This window comes from Bacillus sp. P4_D3 (assembly GCF_056401855.1).
In genome coordinates this window covers 1-1,703 of sequence record NZ_JBFUIN010000658.1, presented here as the reverse complement: position 1 = coordinate 1,703, position 1,703 = coordinate 1, and the positions used below count along the sequence as shown (strand labels likewise).

General features: G+C 34.8%; 2 protein-coding genes and 2 pseudogenes. All 4 read right to left on the bottom strand.

Annotated features, from left to right (window positions below; genetic code table 11):
- Window positions 1-269: pseudogene (locus tag AC1DTM_RS25300) on the bottom strand (MarR family transcriptional regulator); the annotation flags it as partial.
- Window positions 270-416: 147 nt separating this feature from the next.
- A pseudogene (locus AC1DTM_RS25295) lies at window positions 417-650 on the bottom strand (HAD-IIB family hydrolase); the annotation flags it as partial.
- Between the two features lie 12 nt (window positions 651-662).
- The gene (locus tag AC1DTM_RS25290; RefSeq protein WP_016104633.1) at window positions 663-1,253 is read right to left on the bottom strand and encodes a histidine phosphatase family protein; all 591 of its coding nucleotides are present in this window, start codon (window positions 1,251-1,253) and stop codon (window positions 663-665) included.
- 90 nt (window positions 1,254-1,343) lie between these two features.
- Window positions 1,344-1,703, bottom strand: a 360-nt coding sequence (gene spoIIP / locus AC1DTM_RS25285) for a stage II sporulation protein P (RefSeq protein WP_477001168.1), incomplete at its 5' end; no start/stop codon positions are given.

Here is a 1,703-nt window from a genome sequence, read left to right as displayed (position 1 = left end):
CTCGCAATATCCGAAGGACTCATGTTCACTTCTTCCCCATTCGATTCCATTTCACGCAAAATAAATAACAGTAAAAAATCTAATTTACTTTCCGAAATACCAAGCGGAGCTAAATCTACGTCAACAGCATCAAGAACATTATCAGACGTCCATAACATTAACAAACCAAGTTTTGCTGCGATTGGATCCGTATCCGCTGATGCTGTCTTTTTTATTAACTCTGCATAAGGCTCAATCCCTAAAGGAAGAGCACCTTTTTTTGAATCCATTCATTTTCACTCTCCTTCCTTTCATTTAATTAGCTTACCTAACTACTTTTCATTATACTCATTTCCTTCCTTTTATTGCAAGAATATTATTAGACAAAAAAATCCTGTTATTAAACAGGCTCTCTCTGCACTGACTAGCTATTATTTTTAAATAATCCCAAACTCTTTTAAAGCAAAAGAAATACCACCTTCACTTGATTTCCTTGTAACGAAATCTGCTCTTGTTTTTAACTCTTCTCCGCCATTCCCCATCGCAATTCCCAGTCCTACATACTGTAACATCTCAACATCATTTCCACCGTCACCAAAAGCAATTGCTTCTGATTTACAAATTTCCAGATGTTCCAATACCTTTTGAATTGCAGTTAGCTTCACAACTTTGTACATACCCTCTTACAATCCATCCAAATGATTTGTATCATTTATAAAATGAACAGTTTTCTGTTTATCCGTAAGTTCAATCAAACTAATACCCGTATCTCCCATTTTAAAATAATAGTCCATACTAATTGGCATTTGGAAAAATGCTCGTAAAATACTATTTATTACACCACCGTGTGCAACAATTGCAATCCGATCATATGTATTTTCTGTCACGATTTTAGAAAAGATTCCTTCTATTCTCATTCTAAATTCAATAAATGATTCCCCGTTTTCAAACCGGTCATGAAGAAACTTTGGCTCTGGATATTTTTTTGCTTCCTCAAATGATAAACCTGCTTGCACTCCATTATTGAACTCCATTAATTCCTCTTCTAATTGAATTGGGCACTGAATCGCTTCAGCTAATGTTTCAGCCGTTTCTCGAGCACGTTTTAATGTGCTTGCCCAAATGAAATCTGGCAGAAAGTCCGCTTTCACTTTCTGTACAAGTCTTTGTACTTGCTGTCTTCCCTTTTCTGTTAATTCAAAATCAGCTCGACCTTCATGTACATTTAAAATATCAGCTTCTGATTCACCGTGACGTATTAATAGTATTTGCATGTCTATCCCACTCCTCGTTCAATATTCGCAAAATTCTATCATATCATATTTTAGGATTTCAAAAATAAAAAAGGAACGGTTTCCCGTTCCTCACCCATTCACTTTCTCTGCATCATTCCAATAATACTTACTAAACGCTTCCGTTAACACATCAATTGTGTTATATAATTCATCTAACGTATTATCAACACCACCAACTTCAATTAACATCGCATTTTTAGATAAATCTTGGTTATAAACGCCATTTCCATCTTTTTTATACTTCGGAAAGATCCCTCTACTTAATCCGTAATAGTTTTCATCTAAATAACTATTGATTGCCCTTGCAATTTTTTCATTTTCAGCACGCCCTTCATTTTCCATCCCAATTATAAAATATAATCTTGCATACGATTTTCCGTTAATTACTTTTGTTGTTACCTTCTTCCGCTGATCATCACGGTGTATATC